Source organism: Variovorax sp. PEI5, from assembly GCF_056679935.1.
Window position 1 is genome coordinate 1545283 of sequence record NZ_CM155257.1, and the last position, 17814, is coordinate 1563096.

Annotated in this window: 15 protein-coding genes and 1 pseudogene; 9 read left to right on the forward strand and 7 right to left on the reverse strand. The window is 71.7% G+C overall.

Annotated features, from left to right (window positions below; all coding sequences use genetic code 11):
* Nucleotides 1-16: 16 nt before the first annotated feature.
* The gene (locus tag AC1MLT_RS07060; protein WP_481034653.1) at nucleotides 17-877 is read left to right on the forward strand and encodes a PCC domain-containing protein; all 861 of its coding nucleotides are present in this window, start codon (nucleotides 17-19) and stop codon (nucleotides 875-877) included.
* Between the two features lie 129 nt (nucleotides 878-1006).
* On the forward strand, nucleotides 1007-1765 hold the full coding sequence (locus tag AC1MLT_RS07065) for a molybdate ABC transporter substrate-binding protein (RefSeq protein ID WP_481034654.1): 759 nt from the start codon (nucleotides 1007-1009) through the stop codon (nucleotides 1763-1765).
* 14 nt (nucleotides 1766-1779) lie between these two features.
* Here the strand turns inward: AC1MLT_RS07065 and AC1MLT_RS07070 are convergent, their stop codons facing one another.
* Genes AC1MLT_RS07070 through AC1MLT_RS07085 form a run of 4 tightly spaced genes read right to left on the reverse strand, consistent with a single transcriptional unit; the run spans nucleotide 1780 to nucleotide 6687 of the window.
* Entirely contained in the window at nucleotides 1780-2589 is an 810-nt protein-coding gene (locus AC1MLT_RS07070) for an aldolase/citrate lyase family protein (protein WP_481034655.1), read from the reverse strand.
* A 14-nt stretch (nucleotides 2590-2603) separates the two neighbouring features.
* Nucleotides 2604-4076: an NAD-dependent succinate-semialdehyde dehydrogenase gene (locus AC1MLT_RS07075; RefSeq protein ID WP_481034656.1), complete on the reverse strand. Its 1473-nt coding sequence runs from the start codon at nucleotides 4074-4076 to the stop codon at nucleotides 2604-2606.
* Nucleotides 4077-4114: 38 nt separating this feature from the next.
* The gene (locus AC1MLT_RS07080) at nucleotides 4115-5671 is read right to left on the reverse strand and encodes a UxaA family hydrolase (protein WP_481034657.1); all 1557 of its coding nucleotides are present in this window, start codon (nucleotides 5669-5671) and stop codon (nucleotides 4115-4117) included.
* A gap of 32 nt (nucleotides 5672-5703) precedes the next feature.
* Nucleotides 5704-6687: a tripartite tricarboxylate transporter substrate binding protein gene (locus AC1MLT_RS07085; protein WP_481034658.1), complete on the reverse strand. Its 984-nt coding sequence runs from the start codon at nucleotides 6685-6687 to the stop codon at nucleotides 5704-5706.
* 113 nt (nucleotides 6688-6800) lie between these two features.
* On the opposite strand from AC1MLT_RS07085, the gene AC1MLT_RS07090 reads away from it, so the two are divergent.
* Both AC1MLT_RS07090 and AC1MLT_RS07095 read left to right on the forward strand, forming a co-directional pair.
* Entirely contained in the window at nucleotides 6801-7754 is a 954-nt protein-coding gene (locus tag AC1MLT_RS07090) for a LysR substrate-binding domain-containing protein (protein WP_481034659.1), read from the forward strand.
* A complete protein-coding gene (locus tag AC1MLT_RS07095; RefSeq protein ID WP_481034660.1) occupies nucleotides 7751-9223 on the forward strand; it encodes a DHA2 family efflux MFS transporter permease subunit in 1473 nt (490 codons plus the stop codon). The genes AC1MLT_RS07090 and AC1MLT_RS07095 overlap by 4 nt, the downstream gene beginning before the upstream one ends.
* Here the strand turns inward: AC1MLT_RS07095 and AC1MLT_RS07100 are convergent.
* From AC1MLT_RS07100 to AC1MLT_RS07110, 3 genes and pseudogenes are all read right to left on the reverse strand, one after another.
* Nucleotides 9195-10280, reverse strand: coding sequence for an SDR family oxidoreductase (locus AC1MLT_RS07100; protein ID WP_481034661.1), 1086 nt, complete (start codon nucleotides 10278-10280; stop codon nucleotides 9195-9197). The two genes, AC1MLT_RS07095 and AC1MLT_RS07100, sit on opposite strands and share 29 nt — an antisense overlap.
* Nucleotides 10281-10369: 89 nt before the next feature.
* The gene (locus AC1MLT_RS07105; protein WP_481034663.1) at nucleotides 10370-10564 is read right to left on the reverse strand and encodes a hypothetical protein; all 195 of its coding nucleotides are present in this window, start codon (nucleotides 10562-10564) and stop codon (nucleotides 10370-10372) included.
* A 79-nt stretch (nucleotides 10565-10643) separates the two neighbouring features.
* Nucleotides 10644-11012, reverse strand: a pseudogene (locus AC1MLT_RS07110) (alcohol dehydrogenase catalytic domain-containing protein); the annotation flags it as partial.
* 186 nt (nucleotides 11013-11198) lie between these two features.
* On the opposite strand from AC1MLT_RS07110, the gene AC1MLT_RS07115 reads away from it, so the two are divergent.
* The 5 genes from AC1MLT_RS07115 to AC1MLT_RS07135 all read left to right on the forward strand — a co-directional run bounded on the left by AC1MLT_RS07115 (nucleotide 11199) and on the right by AC1MLT_RS07135 (nucleotide 17812).
* Nucleotides 11199-12248, forward strand: a complete 1050-nt coding sequence (locus AC1MLT_RS07115) for an SAM-dependent methyltransferase (RefSeq protein ID WP_481034664.1) — start codon at nucleotides 11199-11201, stop codon at nucleotides 12246-12248.
* Between the two features lie 349 nt (nucleotides 12249-12597).
* On the forward strand, nucleotides 12598-13209 hold the full coding sequence (locus AC1MLT_RS07120) for a biliverdin-producing heme oxygenase (protein WP_481034666.1): 612 nt from the start codon (nucleotides 12598-12600) through the stop codon (nucleotides 13207-13209).
* Nucleotides 13206-15437, forward strand: a complete 2232-nt coding sequence (locus AC1MLT_RS07125) for an ATP-binding protein (protein WP_481034668.1) — start codon at nucleotides 13206-13208, stop codon at nucleotides 15435-15437. Before AC1MLT_RS07120 ends, AC1MLT_RS07125 begins: the two co-directional genes overlap by 4 nt.
* A gap of 290 nt (nucleotides 15438-15727) precedes the next feature.
* Nucleotides 15728-16861 (forward strand): branched-chain amino acid ABC transporter substrate-binding protein, encoded by a 1134-nt coding sequence (locus AC1MLT_RS07130; RefSeq protein ID WP_481034669.1) that lies wholly within the window; start codon nucleotides 15728-15730, stop codon nucleotides 16859-16861.
* Nucleotides 16862-16876: 15 nt separating this feature from the next.
* On the forward strand, nucleotides 16877-17812 hold the full coding sequence (locus AC1MLT_RS07135) for a 4-hydroxyproline epimerase (RefSeq protein WP_481034671.1): 936 nt from the start codon (nucleotides 16877-16879) through the stop codon (nucleotides 17810-17812).
* Nucleotides 17813-17814 lie beyond the last annotated feature (2 nt).

A 17814-nucleotide genomic window follows, 5' to 3' on the forward strand; every position in this document is an offset into this window, starting at 1 on the left:
CCTTACCGGCCGCTCCATGCGAAGCATCCAGCACTTCGGGCCACGCGATGCGCGGCGGCTGCAGGCCGTCGAATGCCGGCTCGACCACGCCATGCTGACCCTGCCCGGCGATGCCGACCTGCTCGGCGCGCTGGCCGACGCGGTGGCGCGGCACGCTGCGCGCAGCGCCGTCTGCACCTTGCGGGGCGGCTCGTTCTCGCAGCTGGGCTTCGTCATGCCGGCGCCCTCGCGCGACACGGAGCACGCGGTCTACTACAGCGAGCGCCACCTGCCGGCGGCGCCAGTGACGCTCGAGGCCGGCACCCTCACGGTCGGCCTGCGCGAGGGCCGGCCCTGGTTCCACTGCCATGGCGTCTGGCGCGATGCCGGGGGCCGGCGCCTGGCCGGCCACGTGCTGCCCGACCAGGCCCGCATCGCCGAGCCCATCGAGGCCTCGGCCTGGCTGCTGCGTGGCGCCGACTATGTCGTCGACCGCGACGCCGAGACCCGCTTCGACCTGTTCCAGCCCCGGGCGCGCGGCGGCGCCACCGGCCAGGGCGCCACCGCCTTCGCCCTGCAGGTGCGGCCCAACGAGGACATCGCCCTCGCGCTGGAGGCGCAATGCGCGATGCGCGGCATCCGCCATGCGCGCGTGCGCGGCGGCGTCGGCAGCCTGGTCGGCGCGGCCTTCGACGACGGCCGCGTGGTCGAGCCCTTCATCACCGAGGTGCTGATCCACGAGGGCCGGATCGCGCCCGACGCGGACGGCGCGCCCCGCGCCGCGCTGGACGTCAGCGTGGTCGACCACACCGGCGGCCTCGCGCGCGGCTGGCTGCGCCGCGGGGCGAATCCGGTGCTGGTGACGTTCGAGCTGGTGGTCGAGCCGGCGGCGTCTTGAACTCCGACGCCGGAACCGGCCTGCTCGATGGCCATCGCCAGCAACCGCAGGCTCCAGGTGCGTGGCAGGCGCAGGCTTCTCATGCCGTCGTCGCTTGTCGACGTTTCCTTTGCTCTTATCCTCCCTCCCATGCGCCGCACCCTCGCCACCCTCCTCATCACCCTGGGCGTCCTCGCCGCCCAGGCCCATGCCGACGACATCAAGGTGCTGACCGCCGGCGCCTTCAAGCAGGTCGTGGTCGCGGCGGTGCCGGCATTCGAGGCCCGCACCGGCCATCGCGTCGAGGTGCAGAACGACACCGCCGGCGCGTTGTCCCGGCGCATCGCCGGCGGCGAGCGCTTCGACGTGCTGATGCTGACGCCGGCGCTGCTGCGGCCCTTGGGCGCCAGCGGACGCGTGGCGGCCGACAGCATCGCGCCGCTGGCCCAGGTCGGCATCGGCGTGGCGGTGAAGGCCGGCGCGCCGTCGCCCCGGATCGCCACGGTGGAGGACTTCAGGCAGGCGCTGCTCGACGCCCGCCGCGTGGCCTACATCGACCCGGCCTCGGGCGGCTCCAGCGGCATCTACCTCGACGGCCTGTTCCAGCGCCTGGGCATCGCCGAGGCCGTCAAGGCCAAGGCCGTGCTGGTGCCCGGCGGCCTGGTCGCCGAGCGGCTGGTCACGGGCGAGGCCGACCTGGCGGTGCACCAGGTCAGCGAGATCCTGCCGGTGGCCGGCGCGACCCTGGTCGGCCCGCTGCCCGAGTCGATCCAGAACTACACCACGTATGCCGGCGCCGTGGCCGCCGACAGCGCCCATGCCGAGGCGGCGCGCGCCTTCCTGGCGGCGATGAGCGCGCCCGAGGCTGCCGCGACGCTGCGCGCCAAGGGCATGCAGCCGGCGCGCTGAGCGACGGCATCGCCTCAGTAGGCGGTCGAGGCGGTCGCGGTCGGCGCGGTCGGCGCGGCCTGGGGGCCGAGGCCGAACTCGCCGGCCAGCCGGCGCGCGGCCTGCACCATCAGCACCAGTTCGATGCCGACGGCGACGAAGCTCGCGCCCAGGTCCAGGTAGCGCCGCGCCAGGGCCGGGTCGCCGGTCAGCGTGCCGGCGGCCTTGCCGCTGGCGACGATGGTGGCGATGGCCCCCTCGATGGCGGCCTGCACCGCCGGATGGCCGGGCGCGCCGCGATGGCCCATCGACGCGGCCAGGTCGGCCGGGCCGATGAAGACGCCATCCACGCCATCGACCTCGCAGATCGCCTGCAGGTGGTCGAGCGCGGTGGTGGTCTCGGCCTGCACCAGCAGGCAGATGCCGTCGTTGGCCACTTCCAGGTAGTCGCGCCGCGCGCCCCAGCCCGAGGCCCGCGCCGCCGCCGCGCCCACGCCGCGCACGCCCTGTGGCGGATAGCGCGTGGCGGCGACCAGCGCGCGCGCCTGCGCCGGCGTGTCGACCATCGGCACCAGCAGGTTCCTCACGCCGATGTCGAGCAGCTGCTTGATCAGCGCCGGGTCGCCGGTGACGGCGCGCACCACGGGCTGGCCCGGATGGGGCGCGACGGCCTGCAGTTGCGCCAGCGTGCTGCGCACGTCGTTGGGCGCGTGCTCGCCGTCGATCAGCAGCCACTGGAAGCCGGCCGTGGCGCAGGCCTCGGCGCTGTAGGCATGGGCCATCGAGAGCCACAGGCCGACCTGGGGCGTGCCGGCGGCGAGCGCCCGCTTGAAGGGGTTGTCCATGGGATGCGTGTCCTTCAGTCCAGTCCGCCCTGGCAGACGTACTTGGTGTGGAGGTAGTCGTCGAGGCCGTGCACCGAGCCCTCGCGGCCATAGCCCGATTCCTTGACGCCGCCGAAGGGCGCCGCCTCGGCCGCCAGCGCGCCTTCGTTGATGCCGACGATGCCGGCCTCCAGCGCGTCGGCCAGGCGCCAGATGCGGCGCGCGTCGCGGCTGTAGAAGTACGCCGCCAGACCGAATGGCGTGTCGTTGGCGGCGGCGACCACCTCGGCCTCGTGCTCGAAGCGCGTCAGCGGCACCACCGGCCCGAAGGTCTCCTCGCAGGCGCAGGCCATGGTGGCGTCGGCATCGGCGAGCACGGTGGGCGCGTAGTAGTTGGGCCCCAGCGCGGCCAGCCGCTCGCCACCGACCAGCACGCGGGCGCCGCGCGCGATGGCATCGCGCACGTGGCGCTCGATCTTCTCGATCGCGCGCGCGTTGATCATCGGGCCGATCTGCGAGGCGGGCTCGCTGGCCGGGCCGACCTTCAGCGCGCCGACGCGCGCCACCAGCCGGTCGGCGAAGGCATCGTGGACGGCGGCATGCACGAAGACCCGGTTCGGGCAGACGCAGGTCTGGCCGCCATTCCTGAACTTGGCCGCCATCAGGCCCTCGACGGCGGCATCCAGGTCGGCGTCCTCGAAGACGATGAAGGGCGCGTTGCCGCCGAGTTCGAGCGACAGCTTCTTGAGCGTGTCGGCCGAGCGCCGCGCCAGGTGCTTGCCCACCGGCGTCGAGCCGGTGAAGGTGATCTTGCGCACGCGCGCATCGTCGAGCCAGACATCCACCACCGCCGGCGTGCGCTCGCGCGAGGCCGTCACGATGTTCAGCACGCCCGGCGGCACGCCGGCCTCCTGGGCCAGGAACACCAGCGCCAGCGAGGTCAGCGGCGTGTCCTCGGCCGGCTTGCACACCACCGTGCAGCCCGCGGCCAGCGCCGGCGCGATCTTGCGCGCGATCATGGCGGCCGGGAAGTTCCACGGCGTGATCGCCGCGACCACGCCCACGGGTTCCCTGAGCGCGAACATGCGCCGCCCCGGCACCGGCGCGGGGATGACATCGCCATTGGCGCGCGTGGCCTCCTGGGCGAACCACTCGATGTAGCTGGCGGCATAGGCGACCTCGCCCCGGCCCTCGGCCAGCGGCTTGCCCTGCTCCATCGAGATCAGCGCGCCGAGGTCGTCCTGGTGCGCCAGCACCAGGTCGTTCCAGCGCCGGACGATGCGCGCGCGCTCCTTGGCCGGCACGCGGCGCCAGCCCGCGAAGGCGTCGTGCGCGGCATCGACGGCGGCGCGCGCCGCTTCCGCGCCGCTGTCGGGCACGCGGCCGACCAGGCCGCCGGTGGCGGGATCGGTGACGTCGAGGGTGGCGCCATCGGGCCCGGCGCGCCAGGCGCCGGCGATGAAGTTGGCATCGCGCAGGAGTTCGGTGCGCCGCAGGGCGAGTGACATGGGATTGCTCTCGTGGAAGGAAGGGGAAACGGAGGATCTCAGCTGACGATGCCCAGGTGCCAGGGCACGAACTCGTGGTTGCCCAGTCCGAGCCGTTCGCTCTTGGTCGGCTCGCCCGAGGCCGCGCGCAGGATGTGGCGGAAGATGCGCTCGCCCATCTGCTGGACGTCGACCTCGCCATCGAGCACGGCGCCGCAGTTGACGTCCATGTCCTCCTCCAGCCGCTGGAACATGGCGGTGTTGCTGGCGAGCTTGACCGTCGGCGCCGGCTTGCTGCCGAACATCGAGCCGCGCCCGGTGGTGAAGCAGATCAGGTTGGCGCCGCTGGCGATCTGGCCGGTGGCGGCGACCGGGTCGTAGCCCGGCGAGTCCATGAAGACCAAGCCGGCGGCGTCGATCGGCTCGGCGTACTCGTAGACCGCCTGCAGCGGCGTGGTGCCGCCCTTCATGGCCGAGCCGAGCGACTTCTCGAAGATGTTGGCCAGTCCGCCGGCCTGGTTGCCGGGGCCGACCACGCCATTGAACTGGCCGTTGTGGCCGCGCGTGTAGACCTCCCACCAGGCCAGGCGGTCGAGCAGCTTCTGGCCGACCTCGGGCGTGACGGCGCGGCGCGTGAGCATGAACTCGACGCCGTGGATCTCGGGTGTCTCCGACAGGATGGCGGTGCCGCCGTGGCGCACCAGGATGTCCATGGCCGCGCCCAGCGCCGGATTGGCCGTGATGCCGGAGAAGCCGTCGGAGCCGCCGCATTCGAGGCCGATCTTCAGGTGCGCCGCGCTGACCGGCTGGCGCCGGATGTCGTTGGCCCCGGGCAGCATCGCCTCGACCGCCGCGATGCCCGCGGCGATGGTGGCGCGCGTGCCACCGGTGTCCTGCATCACGAAGGTCCTGACGTGGCTGCCCAATGTCAGGCCCTGCGAGGCGACCAGGTCGGCCACCTGGTTGCGCTCGCAGCCCAGGCCGACGATCAGCACCCCGCCCAGGTTGGGATGGCGCGCGTAGCCGGCGATGGTCCGGCGCAGGACGTCGAAATGCTCGCTGGGCGACGACATGCCGCAGCCGCTGGTCTGCGCGAAGGCCACCACGCCATCGATGTTCGGATAGGCCGCCAGGCGCTCGGGCGTGAAGTGCGCGGCGATGTGGTGGATCGCCGTGGCCGAGCAGTTGACCGAGGCGATCAGGCCGATGAAGTTGCGCGTCGCCACGCGGCCGTCGGGTCGCACGATGCCCATGAAGGTGGCGCGCTCGGCCTCGGGCACGTAGTCGACCGGCCGCACGTCCTGGCAGAAGCCCGGGTCGCGCTCGAAGTCGATCAGCGCCAGGTTGTGCGTGTGCACGTGCTCGCCGGCCTCGATGTCGCGCTGCGCCGCGCCGATGACGGTGTCGTACTTGCGCACCGGCTCGCCCGCGGCGATGCGGCGCGCGGCGATCTTGTGGCCGGCGGGCACCTGCGCGCGCAGGCGCAGGCCGAGCTCGGGCAACGCCTGGCCGAGCGCGAGCGGCGCGCGCGCGATCAGCACGTCGTCGTTGGCGTGCAGCCGGATCAGCGACGAGGCGATGGCGACGTCCGGGAGGATGGCGGTGTCGGTGGTCATGGCGGGAAGGGTCCGGTGGGAGGGGTCGGCGATCAATTCTTGCCGATCAGTTCCCTGAGCCCGAGCTTCTCGATCAGCGTCTTCTCCCTGGCATGGCTGGCGGCGACGTACTTCTCGTAGTCGGGCGCGTCCAGGTAGAGCAGCGGCGCGTCGATGCGGGCGCAGGCGGCGGTGAATTCCGGGCTGGCGGCGGCGGCCCTGAAGGCGGTGCGCAGCCGCGCGGTGACATCGGCCGGCAGGTCGCGCGGACCGCCGATGCCGTTGGGCGCGTCGACCACCACGTCGTAGCCGAGCTCGCGCAGCGTGGGGACGTCCTTGAACTCGGCCGTGCGCTGCTCGCCCCAGGTCGCCAGCAGGCGCAGCTTGCCGGACTTGACGTGCGGCGCCCACGAGCTCGAATCGGCCAGCACGTCGACGTGGCCGCCCAGCAGGCCCTGCAGCGCCTCGGCGCCGCCCTTGTACGGGATGGCGTTGAAGCGGGCGCCGGCGGCCAGCGCGAACTCCTCCATGCCGACGTGCGTGGCGCCACCCAGGCCGGCGCTGCCATAGGTGATGCGCCCGGGGTTGGCGCGGGCATCGGCCACCAGGTCCTTGAGCGTCTTCCAGGGCGCCTCGGCGCGCACCGCGATGCCGAAGGTCTGGCCCGAGACGCGGGCGATGTACGACAGGTCCTTGAGCGGGTCGAGCGCGACGGTGCCCAGCTGCGAGAAGCGCGTGACCGAGATCGGGATCTGGCCGATGGTGTCGCCATCGGGCCGGGCCGAGGCCAGCGCCTTCAGGCCGATCATCCCGGAGGCGCCGGCGCGGTTGTCGATCACCACCGGCTGGCCCAGCTCGCGGCTGGCGGCCAGGCACAGCGCGCGCATCGTGACATCGGCCGTGCCGCCGGCCGGCCAGGGGCAGATGAAGGTGATCGGGCGCTCGGGATAGCCGGCGGCGAAGGCGCGCGTGGCGGACAGCGGCAGGGCGGCGGCGGCAAGGCTGCCGAGGACGAAATGGCGGCGGGTGGCTCGCATGTTCTTTGTCTCCTTCATTCGTGGAGCCGCGATTCTTCGTCCTCGCTTCATTGCGATCCAATCAATTCTCGGACATGCTTCTTTCCGTCTTGGTTATGAAGCAGGATCCCCGGATGACCGACATCGATCGCGTGCTGCGCTCCAACCTCAAGCTGCGCCACCTGCAACTGCTGGTGGCGATCGACCAGTTCCGCCATCTCGGCCGGGCCTCGGAATTCCTGTCGGTGACGCAGCCGGCGGTCTCCAAGACGCTGGCCGAGATCGAGCGCATGTTCGGCCAGGCGCTGTTCACGCGCTCCACGCGCGGCACCGAGCCCACCGCCGTCGGCTCGGCCGTGGTGCGCTTCGCGCGCTCGGTGCTGGCCGAATACGGTCGCACGCGCGACGAGATCGCGGCCGTGGCCGGCGGCGCGGCCGGCCGCACCCTGGTCGGCGCGATGGTGGTGGCGGTGCCGACGCTGCTGGTGGCAGCCGTCGACCTGCTCAAGCAGCGTTCGGCCCAGACCACCGTGCTGGTCGAGGAAGGCGACCTGACGCGCCTGCTGCCGCGCCTGCGCGTGGGCGAGCTCGATCTCTTCGTCGGCCGGCTGGAGCCGGGCTATGCCTCGCCCGACCTGGAGACCGAAGCGCTCTACACCGAGCCGATGTGCATCGTCGCGCGTCCCGAGCATCCACTCGCGCGGGCCTCGCGCGTCGGCTGGAGGCAGCTCGCCGAGGTGCCCTGGGTGATGCCGCCGCCCTGGGCCTCCTCGCGCATCAAGCTCGAGCAGATGTTCTACAAGCACCGGCTGGCGCCGCCCTCGGACATCGTGGAGACGGCGTCGTTCCTGGTCATGCTGAGCTTCGTGCGCGAGCGCCCGGCCATCGGTTTCCTGGCGCGCGGCGTGGCGCTGCATGCGCAGCGCGAGGGCCTGGTGAGGATCCTGCGGCTGGCGGTGCCCATCGAGCTGCCGCCGGTGGGCATGATCACGCTGCGCGGCCGCGCCCGCACGCCGGCCACGCTGCAACTGATGGACTGCCTGCGCAGCTGCGCGCCGGCCCTGAGAGACCCGCCCGAGATCCCATGAACACCCTGCCCGACCCCGCATCGCCCACCCCGCCACCCGCGCCACCCGCGCCACCGCCGCCGGCCATCGATCCGGGCCGCGCGCGCCTGGTCGCGCTGCTGGTGGCCGCCGCGTTCTTCATGGAGAACCTCGATGCCACCGTCATCACCACCGCGGTGCCGGCGATGGCCCGGAGCTTCGGCGTCGCGCCGGTGGCGCTGTCGGTGGGCATCAGCGCCTACCTGCTGGCGCTGGCGGTGTTCATCCCGGTCAGCGGCTGGGTCGCCGAGCGCTTCGGCGCGCGCCGGGTGTTCGCCGGCGCGGTGCTGCTGTTCACGCTGGCCTCCATCGCCTGCGGGCTGTCGCAGAGCCTGCCGGTGTTCGTCGCCGCGCGCATCGCGCAGGGCATCGGCGGCGCGCTGATGGTGCCGGTGGGCCGGCTGGTGGTGCTGCGCGGCACGCCCAAGGCCGACCTGGTCAAGGCCATCGCCACGCTGACCTGGCCGGGCCTGGCGGCGCCGGTGCTGGGGCCGCCGCTGGGCGGCTGGATCGCCAGCACCTGGAGCTGGCACTGGATCTTCTTCCTCAACGTGCCGCTGGGCATCGTCGCGCTGGTGCTGGCGCTGCGCTGGATCGAGGACGTGCCCGGGAGCCGGCGGCCGTTCGACCTCGTCGGCTTCGCGGCCAGCGGCATCGGGCTGGCGGCGCTGATGTTCGGGCTCGACCTGCTGAGCCACGCGCCGGTCGACCGGCCGCGCGCCCTCGCCTTCACCATCGGCGGCCTGGCCACGCTGGCCTTCGCGCTGTGGCACCTGCGGCGCGCGGCGCATCCGCTGGTCGACCTGTCGGCCTTCGGGGTGCGGACCTTCCGCGTCTCGGTGGTCGGCGGCTCGCTGTTCCGCATCGCGATCAGCACTGCCCCGTTCCTGCTGCCGCTGATGTTCCAGCTCGCCTTCGGCTACGACATGGTGACCTCGGGCTTCCTGATGCTGGCGCTGTTCGCCGGCAACCTGGGCATGAAGCCGGCCACCGGCCTGGTGCTGCGGCGCCTGGGATTCCGCGGCACGCTGCTGGTCAACGGACTGCTGGTGGCGCTGGGCTTCGCGGCCTGCGCCCTGCTCTCGCCGACCACGCCGCTGCCGGCGCTGGTGGCCGTGCTGGTGTTCTGCGGCATGTGCCGCTCGATGCAGTTCACGGCGCTCAACACCCTCGCCTTCAGCGACACCTCGCCAGCGCAGACCGGCGGCGCGACGACGCTCTACAGCATGTTCCAGCAGCTCGGCGCGGGCATCGGCATCGCCTTCGGCGCCATCGCGCTGAACGTCACCGAGCGCTTCACCGGCCACGCCGGCCATCCGGGCGCGCTGGACTTCCGCATTGCGCTGGGCGCGGTCACCGTGGTGGCGCTGCTGGCCCTGATCGACATGGCGCGGCTGCCGCCCGATGCGGGCGACCAGGTCGTCAGGCGGCGCGCGGCGTCGGCGGGATGACGCGCTCGGCTTCCAGCCGCGCGAACAGGTCGTCGAAGGCATCGGGCGTGCTCTGGTAGCCGGTGAAGCCGGCCTTGCGGCTCTTGCCCATGTCGGCCAGCACCTCCATCGGTCGGCCCAGGTCGGCATCGGTGTGCCACCACGAGGCCAGCTTGCCGAGATCGGGCTCGCTCAGGCCATGGCGCGCGGCGATGTCCGCCCAGGTGGCGACGCTGTCCTCGCCCATGCGCTCGGCCAGCGGACGCACCACGCCATCGAAGGGCGCGGCCTCGATGCCGAAGCGCTCGGCGATGCGCGGCCACATCCACTGCCAGCGGAAGACGTCGCCATTAACGACGTTGAAATCCTGGTCGCGCGCGGCCTCGCTGGTCGCGGCCCAGGTCAGATGGCGCGCCAGCAGGCGGGCATCGGTCATGTCGGTCAGCCCCTCCCACTGCGCGGCCGAGCCCGGGAAGACGAAGGGCTGGCCGGTCTCGCGGCACAGCGTCGCATAGACCGCCAGCGTGACGCCCATGTTCATCGCGTTGCCGACGGCGTAGCCGATGATGGTGTGCGGGCGATGCACGCTCCAGCTGAAGCCATAGCGCGCGGCGGCGTCGAACAGGCGGTCCTCCTGCTCGTAGTAGAAGTTGTCGACCGCCTGGCGGCCCTGCTCCTCGCGGAACGGCGTGATCGGCACGGCGCCCGTGGCATAGGCCTCGAACGGGCCGAGGTAGTGCTTCAGGCCGGTGACCAATGCCGCGTGGCCGCCCTTCAAGGACGGCCCGATGGCGTCGAGCACGTTGCTCACCATGGCGCCGTTGACGCGGATGTTCTCCTTCTCCGTGGCTTGGCGGGCCCAGGCGGTGAAGAAGACGCGGTCGACATCGAGGCCTTCGAGCGCGGCGCGCAGTTCGTCGGGGCGGGTCAGGTCGGCGGTGATGGGCCGGCAGCCTTCGGGCACGGCGGTGCGACCGCGCGAGAGACCATGCACGGTCCAGCCTTGGCTCAACAGGTGTTCCGAAAGCGCGCGGCCGATGACGCCGCTGATGCCGATGACGAGGGCTTGGTGGGACATGCGGGAAAACCCTTCCTTTGGATGCAAAGCCGCAGATTAGGCGGTTGGGACCGACCCGTGTCAGGGAGGGGCTTTGAACGCCCCGTTGCTCAGGAGAAGGCCTGCCAGAAGTCAGTGCCGAGAAACCGGGAATTGATGCGGCTGGAAGCGAGTTCGATCGTCTCGAAGTCGGTGACCTCGGCAAGGAGTTTGTGCCTGGAACCGGCGTTGCCGAAGATGGAGGCGCGATCGGCGGCTTCACATACCCGAGTCATCAGTGCGATCGATTGGTGATGACGCTCCATCACCTTCTCGTCATCGACGGGATGTCCGCCTTGCTGCACGCGCCGTCGCACGCGATCGATGTCGATGTCCGGGTTTCGGGCGGAAGGCGCCCCGCCCGTGCGGGTTGCGCATGGGGCTGCCGTGGTGGCGCATGTCCAGGCCATGGTTCTGCAGGCCCTGCTGGCAGTCCCGGCACAGACCGCAGGGCCGGCTCGGGCTGATGGCGACGCGCTCGGCGGCCGCGAATGGCGTGTCGGGCCCGGCCTCGGCGACGACGCCGGCGACCTCGTGGCCCAGCACCATCGGCTCCTGGATGTGCACGGTGCCGAAGCCGCCGGGCTGGTCGCAGTGCAGGTCGGAGCCGCAGCGCGCGCGGTGCAGGCCGCCACGTCGATGTGGTTGTGGCCCACGCCGACGCTCCGCGATGTCGGGGAAGGTGGCACGGGTCACCAGGACGGAAGGACGCATCGGGGTTGTCTCCAGGATGTCGAAGGCGGCTACCTCATGAAGCAAGCCGCGCCGGTCTGCGAAGAGGAAATCGATCTGGCGCCATGCGCAATGTCGATGCCCCCCCGCCCGCGGCCCGCGCACTTCGCCAGAATCGCGCATCCGCCCCGCCCCGCACTCCCCTCGCACTCCCCTCGCACGCCGCCCATGACACTCCTCTCCTGCTCCCGTCGCCCTTCCCGCCGCCGGCCCCTGGCGCTGGCCATGGCCGCGCTGCTCGGCCTGGCCTCGCTCGACGCCGCGTCCCAGCCGGCGACGGGCCCCGGGTCCGATGCCGCTTCCGCTTCCACCGCCGCTCCAGGTCCGGGTTCGGGTTCGGGCTATGCGCCGCGCCGTGGCCAGGCCGGCAAGGACGTCATGTGGATCGCGACGCCCGACGCGGCGGTCGACCGCATGCTGCGCATGGCCGAGGTGCGCCCGGCCGACCGCGTGGTGGACCTGGGTTCGGGCGACGGAAAGATCGCCATCGCCGCCGGCCGCGATTTCGCGGCGCGCGCCACCGGGCTGGAATTCAATCCGGAGCTGGTCGCGCTGTCGACATCGCGCGCGCGCGAGGCCGGCGTGTCCGGGCGCGTCGAGTTCCGGCGCGCCGACATCTTCGCCACCGACTTCGGCGACGCCACGGTGGTCACGATGTACCTGCTGCCGGAACTCAACCTGCGGCTGCGGCCGATCCTGTTCCGCATGGCGCCCGGCACGCGCGTGGTGTCGCATTCGTTCGCCATGGGCGACTGGCGGCCGGACGAGACGGCGGCCATCGGCAATGCGATGCTGCACCTGTGGCGGGTGCCGGCCAATGCGTCGGGCGTCTGGCGCGTGCGGACGCCCTCGTCCGCCCCGGCCGCAGTCGCGGGCACCGCCGTGACCGCCACCGTTGCCGCCCCGGCTCCCGTGGAATTCCGCTTCACCCAGCGCTTCCAGCAGGTCGAGGGACAGGCCTCGTTCGGCCCGCTGACGGCGAGCGCGGTGCGACCGATGCTCGCCGGCGACGCGCTGGGCTTCGCCGTGCGCGACGCCAACGGCGCCCTGCTGCAGGTGCGTGCGCGCATCGCGGGCGACCGCATGACCGGCACGCTCAAGCCCGATGGCGGCGCGGCCCTGGCCTTCGACGCCGAACGCGTGGGCGCGGCCCAGCCGATCGAGGGCGTGGAGGCCACCCCGGCCGAGCGCGACGCCGCCGCGCGCGCGCTCAACTAGTGGTTGCGGCGCGCCTCGAGCGCATCGATGAAGGCGCGGCTCCAGCGGCCCTCCTTCGTGGCGCGGATGGTCTCGGCCTCGGCGTCGAGATGGGCGCGGGCGCGCACGACGCGGTCGCCGGGGTTGCCGCGCGACGGGCCGTGACGGCCATCATGGCGGTCCCCACACCGAATGCAAGCTCGCGCGCGAGGAGAAGGCCAGCGACGCTGGCGAGCCCGAAGTTCGAGCTGCCGCCCTGAACGTCCTACCACCGCGTCGGGTCGATCGGCGCGGCGCCTTGGCGATCGGGCGTGCGTGGGCATAATTTGAAACCCATTTCCTCCGGCGCACCGCGCTCCCGGCGACCTTCATGAATGCACCGTTGACGCAGGTCGACATCCTTCGCCCCCTGCGGGACGCCAGCGGCGCGCTGCACCACGCGCTCGACACGCAGCTGGCCATCGCGCGCGACGATGCCTCGCTCGACGACTACCTGGGGCACCTGCGCAGTCTGCGGCCGTGGCTGCGCGACATCCGCAGTGCCCTCAGGGCGCCGGGCGACCCGGCGCTCGACCAGGCCGCGCGGCGCATCGACGAGCGGCTGGCGGCGCTGGAGCTGGATCTGGGCACGGCATCGGACGCCGTGGCGGAACCCGCCGCCGGCTCGTTCGTCGAGGAGGTTCGGCGCGAACCCGCCTTCGCCTGGGGCCTGGCCTACGTGGTCGAGGGCTCGCAGCTCGGCGGCGCCGTGATGCACCGCCGCCTCGCCCCGCGCCTGGCGCCCCATCCGCTGCGCTATTTCGTCGTCGACGGCCTGGGGGCGCGCTGGCGCGATTTCGTCGCCCAGCTCGGCATCGCCCTGCGCGACGACCCGGCCGCCGTGGCGGCCGCCCAACGCGGCGCCGTGGCCGCCTTCGAGCGGCTGCTGGCGCGCTGCGGCCTGAGCCCGGCGACGGGGTCCTCACCGGTGACCATTTCGTGAACGTCGCGGCGCCGGACCTGCCTCCGGACACGGTCCCGGTCAGCCTGGCCACCGTCAACCTCGCCAACTGCGACCAGGAGCCGATCCACGTCCCCGGTTTCGTGCAGCCGCATGGCGTGCTGCTGGCGCTCGACATCGAAGGCCGGCTGACGCATGCGAGCCGCAACGCGCGCGAGGTCTTCCCGGACCTGCCGCCGCTCGGCGCCGCGCTGCATCCTGGCCAGCTGGGCGACGACGCCGCCCTGTGGGAGCCGCTCGAACGGGCGCTGGCCGAGGCCGCCGCCGGTGGGGACGAGGTGGCGCCCTTCGCGCTGGAGACGAGCGTCGCCGGTGCCGTCTTCGATGTCGTGATCCACGCCTTCGCCGGGCGCGTGCTGGTCGAATTCGAGCGCCACGATCTCGGCCACGACAAGGTCGCGAGCTTCGCGCTCCTGGCCCATCGCAGCATGGGCCGGCTGCGCAGCCGGCGCGACATCGCCACCATGCTCGACGACGCCGTCGACACGGTGCGCGAGCTGACCGGCTTCGACCGCGTGATGGCCTATCGCTTCCACCACGACGACAGCGGCGAGGTGGTGGCCGAGGCGCGCGTCGAGACGCTCGACCCCTACCTGGCGCGGCGCTTCCCGGCCGCCGACATCCCGGCGCAGGCGCGGCGGCTCTACACCATCAACACGCTGCGCCTGATCGCCGACGTGAGCGACGAGCAGGTGCCGGTCGATGCGATGGCCGGCGACACCGCGCCGGTCGATCTCAGCCATTCGGTGCTGCGCAGCGTCTCGCCGATCCACATCGAGTACCTGAAGAACATCAACGTCGCGGCCTCGATGAGCGTGTCGATCGTCGTCGGCGGCCGGCTCTGGGGCCTGATCGCCTGCCACCACCGCACCGCGCACCGCGTGCCCTATGCCATCCGCATGGCCTGCGACGTGCTGTCGCAGGTGGTGTCGGCGTCGGTGCAGACCGCGCTCGAACGCGCCGGCGCCACGCGCCGCTCGCAGGCGGCCGACGTGCGCTCCAAGCTGGTCGACGTGATCCTGCATGGCGACGACATCGCCGCCAGCATGGGCGAGCTCGGCCAGGGCCTGCGGCAGGCCATCGCCAACGACGGCGTGCTGTTCTCGCACTCGGGCAAGCTGGTGGACGATGGCGCGCTGCCGCGCGAGGCGGCGACGCAGCTCATGCGCTGGCTCGACGAGCAGCGCGACGACCTGGTCACCGTCAGCCACCGCACCGCCTTGCCGGCGGACGTCGGCGATGCGATCCGGCCGTTCTGCGGCGTGCTGGCGCTGCGCTTCGATCCGGTCCACCATGGCCTGTTCGTGTTCCTGCGCCGCGAGCAGGTCGAGACCATCACCTGGAGCGGACCACCCGACAAGGTCGGTCGCGTCGGCCCGCTGGGCACGCGGCTGACGCCGAGCGGCTCGTTCGCCGAATGGCGCCAGACCGTCGAGGGCACCGCCGTGCCGTGGGACGAGAGCGACCTGACCATCGCGCGCCAGCTGCTCGACGAACTCGGGCGCGCCACCTCGGCGCGCGGCGCCGAGATGGAACGCGCCCGCGCCCGGCTGCTGGCCGTGCTGGGCCACGACCTGCGCGATCCGCTGCAGACCATCAGCATGGCCGCGCGCATCATCGCCCACGGCGACCCCGACTCGCGCGTCAGCCAGCGCATCAGCTCCTCGACCGGACGCATGGATCGCATGATCACGCAGGTGCTCGACATGAGCCGCCTGCACGGCGGCCTGGGCCTGGGGCTGCGGCGTGTCGAGCACGACCTGGCGATGCTGGTGCGCGACCTCGTCGAGGATGCCGCCCTCGCCCATCCGCAACTGGTGATCCGCGCGTCGCTGCCGTCGACGCTGAAGGCGACGATCGATCCGGATCGCTTCGCGCAGGTCGTGAGCAACCTGATCGGCAACGCGCGCCACCATGGCGCGCTGGGCGAGCCGATCACCATCGAGCTGGGCCTCGACGGCGACGTGGTGCGCTTCGCCGTCGCCAACCGGTCGGCGCCGATCCCCGAGGACGCCGCGCGGATCCTGTTCCAGCCGTTGAAGGAACGCTCGGTGGGCAACGAGCGCAATCCGAGCGGCCTCGGCCTGGGTCTCTACATCGCCAGCGAGATCGTCAAGGGTCACCAGGGCACCATCGACTATGGCTACCGCGACGAGCAGGTGGTCTTCACGGTGCGCTTCCCGCGGGACCTGGCGGCCACCGGCGCCTGAGGGCGGGGGTGGCGGGCGCACCATCCTCGCGCCCCCACATCCCCGGACCGGATCGAAAAAGGTGCGGCCGCATCGCGCTGACATCGAAACAGCTGGCATGCAACCTGCTAAATACCCTGCCAAGATATCCTTGATATCTCTTTAATATATTTGTGCCGACTGCCTTCATGGACTCCCTCCTCTCCCACGGATCCCTGCAAGGACAGCGCGCATGGACATCACCGCAACGACCACGGCCGCCACCGCCCCTTTTCGCTCCCTCCCGTCCCCACCCACCTCTCGGAGAACGCATGAAGACTCACACAGGATTGATCCCGCTTCTCGGTCTGATGACACTGGCCTTCGCCGGTGCCGCGAGCGCACAGGAACAGGTCGTGAAGATCGGTCACAGCGGTCCGCTGTCGGGGCCCAATGCCTTCGCCGGCAAGGACAACGAGAACGGCATCCGCCTGGCGATCGATGAACTCAATGCCAGGAAGATCGCCGTCGCCGGCAAGACGCTGAAGTTCGAGCTGGTGTCCGAGGACGATCAGTGCGATGCCAAGACCGGCGTGAGCGTGGCGCAGAAATTCGTCGACGATGGCGTCAAGTTCGTCATGGGTCCGTATTGCTCGGGCGTGGCCATTCCGGCCTCGCGCATCTACAGCGAGGGCGATGTGCTGCTGTCGACCGTGGGCACCAACCCGAAGGTCACGCAGGGCGGCCACAGGAATCTGTTTCGTATCATCGCCAGCGACAACCAGATCGGCGCGGCCATGGCCGTCTACGCGGCCAAGGTGCTCAACGTCAAGAAGGTCGGCGTGATCGACGACCGCACCGCTTTCGGCCAGGGCCTGGCCGAGGAGTTCACCAAGGAAGCCAGGAACCAGGGTCTGACCGTGGTCGGGCAGGAGTTCACCACCGACAAGGCGGTCGATTTCTCGGCCATCCTGACCAACATGAAGGCCAAGGCGCCCGAGGCGATCTTCTTCGGCGGCTATGCCCCTCAGGCCGCGCCCATGGCGCGCCAGATGAAGGCGCTGGGCATGTCCGGCAAGCTGCTCGGCGGCGATACCGTGTGCAGCCCGGTCACCGGCAAGCTCGGCGGCGACGCGGTCAACGACCTGGTGTTCTGCGCGCAGGGCGGCTCGATGCTCGAGAAGGCCGAGAGCGGCCCGGCCTTCAAGGCCAAGTTCAAGCAGCGCTTCAACGTCGACGCCGATGCCTACGCGGCGTCCTACTACGACCAGGTGATGTTCATCGGCCAGTCGATGCAGAAGGCCAACTCGATCGCCCCCGACAAGGTGGGCGCGGAGATCCACAAGACCGCCTACAAGGGCGTTGCCGCCACCTACAGCTACGACGACAAGGGCAACATGAGGCAAGCGCCGATCACGGTGTTCACCTTCAGGAACGCGGTGCCGGTGCCGCTGGCGAGCTACTGAGCGGGAGCGCGCGACATGCGACGCATCGAGGTCATCGACTCGCACACCGGCGGCGAACCCACGCGACTGGTCGTCGGCGGTTTTCCCGACCTGGGCCATGGCAGCATGGCCGAGCGCTGCGCCCTGCTGGCGCGCGAGCACGACGCCTGGCGCTGCGCCACCGTGCTGGAGCCGCGTGGCAGCGATGTCGTCGTCGGCGCCCTGCTGTGCGCGCCGGTCGCGGCCGACGCCGCCGCCGGCGTGATCTTCTTCAACAACAGCGGCTACCTCGGCATGTGCGGCCACGGCACCATCGGCCTGGTCGTCACGCTGGCCCACATGGGGCGCATCGGCCTGGGCGAGCATCGCATCGAGACCCCGGTCGGCACGGTCACCGCCACCCTGCACGAGGACGGCGCGGTGAGCGTGCGCAACGTGCCGGCCCATCGGCATCGCCGGGGGGTGGCGGTCGAGCTGGCGGGCTGCGGCACGGTGTTCGGCGACATCGCCTGGGGCGGCAACTGGTTCTTCCTGGTCAGCGACCACGGCCAGGCCGTCCATGGCGGCAACCTGGCCGCGCTCACGGCCTATGCCGGCGCCCTGCGCGTGGCGCTCGCCGCCCAGGGCATCACGGGCGCCGATGGCGCCGAGATCGACCACATCGAACTGTTCGCGCCGGACGACACGGCCGACAGCCGGAACTTCGTGCTGTGCCCGGGCAATGCCTACGACCGCTCGCCCTGCGGCACCGGCACCAGCGCCAAGATCGCCTGCCTGGCCGCGGATGGCAAGCTCGCGCCCGGCGTGACCTGGCACCAGGCCAGCGTGATCGGCAGCCGCTTCGAGGCGCACTACGAACTGGACGAGGACGGCCGCGTGATTCCGACGATCCGTGGCCGCGCCCATGTCAGCGCCGAGGCCACGCTGCTGATCCAGGCCGACGATCCGTTCGGCTGGGGCATCAGGTCCTGATC

Coding starts and splice junctions, on each gene's coding strand:
- AC1MLT_RS07115 (WP_481034664.1), top strand. CDS start 11,199: ATGACACTCCTCTCCTGCTCCCGTCGCCCTTCCCGCCGCCGGCCCCTG.
- AC1MLT_RS07100 (WP_481034661.1), bottom strand. CDS start 10,280: ATGTCCCACCAAGCCCTCGTCATCGGCATCAGCGGCGTCATCGGCCGC.
- AC1MLT_RS07090 (WP_481034659.1), top strand. CDS start 6,801: ATGACCGACATCGATCGCGTGCTGCGCTCCAACCTCAAGCTGCGCCAC.
- AC1MLT_RS07120 (WP_481034666.1), top strand. CDS start 12,598: ATGAATGCACCGTTGACGCAGGTCGACATCCTTCGCCCCCTGCGGGAC.
- AC1MLT_RS07085 (WP_481034658.1), bottom strand. CDS start 6,687: ATGCGAGCCACCCGCCGCCATTTCGTCCTCGGCAGCCTTGCCGCCGCC.
- AC1MLT_RS07135 (WP_481034671.1), top strand. CDS start 16,877: ATGCGACGCATCGAGGTCATCGACTCGCACACCGGCGGCGAACCCACG.
- AC1MLT_RS07070 (WP_481034655.1), bottom strand. CDS start 2,589: ATGGACAACCCCTTCAAGCGGGCGCTCGCCGCCGGCACGCCCCAGGTC.
- AC1MLT_RS07060 (WP_481034653.1), top strand. CDS start 17: ATGCGAAGCATCCAGCACTTCGGGCCACGCGATGCGCGGCGGCTGCAG.
- AC1MLT_RS07080 (WP_481034657.1), bottom strand. CDS start 5,671: ATGACCACCGACACCGCCATCCTCCCGGACGTCGCCATCGCCTCGTCG.
- AC1MLT_RS07065 (WP_481034654.1), top strand. CDS start 1,007: ATGCGCCGCACCCTCGCCACCCTCCTCATCACCCTGGGCGTCCTCGCC.
- AC1MLT_RS07075 (WP_481034656.1), bottom strand. CDS start 4,076: ATGTCACTCGCCCTGCGGCGCACCGAACTCCTGCGCGATGCCAACTTC.
- AC1MLT_RS07095 (WP_481034660.1), top strand. CDS start 7,751: ATGAACACCCTGCCCGACCCCGCATCGCCCACCCCGCCACCCGCGCCA.
- AC1MLT_RS07130 (WP_481034669.1), top strand. CDS start 15,728: ATGAAGACTCACACAGGATTGATCCCGCTTCTCGGTCTGATGACACTG.
- AC1MLT_RS07105 (WP_481034663.1), bottom strand. CDS start 10,564: ATGGAGCGTCATCACCAATCGATCGCACTGATGACTCGGGTATGTGAA.